This is a genomic window from Methylobacterium mesophilicum, assembly GCF_022179445.1.
In the GTDB taxonomy this organism is placed as follows: Bacteria; Pseudomonadota; Alphaproteobacteria; order Rhizobiales; family Beijerinckiaceae; genus Methylobacterium; species Methylobacterium mesophilicum.
Window position 1 is genome coordinate 1 of sequence record NZ_BPQU01000182.1, and the last position, 230, is coordinate 230.

Here is a 230-nt window from a genome sequence, read left to right on the forward strand (position 1 = left end):
GACCCGAAGCCCATCGCGCGCGTGCGAACTCGCGGTCTGCAGCACGATCTGCGCGAAGCCGGGATCGGGCAATTCGGGGTCGAAGGAGAGCACGAAGCGCGGCATGCCCTGGCCGATGTAGCTCGTGATCTCGCGGACTTCCGGCAGTTGCCGCACGGCCGCCTCCATCCGCTTGACGCTGGCCTCGGTGGTGGCGAAGGCCGAGCCGGTCGGCAGAGTCACCTCGACGA

At 68.7% G+C, this 230-nt stretch carries 1 protein-coding gene; it reads right to left on the reverse strand.

Translation table 11 applies throughout. The annotated features are described in order from the left end of the window. Positions 1-230, reverse strand: a 230-nt coding sequence (locus MFF40_RS28665; protein WP_238263217.1) for a hypothetical protein, incomplete at both ends; no start/stop codon positions are given.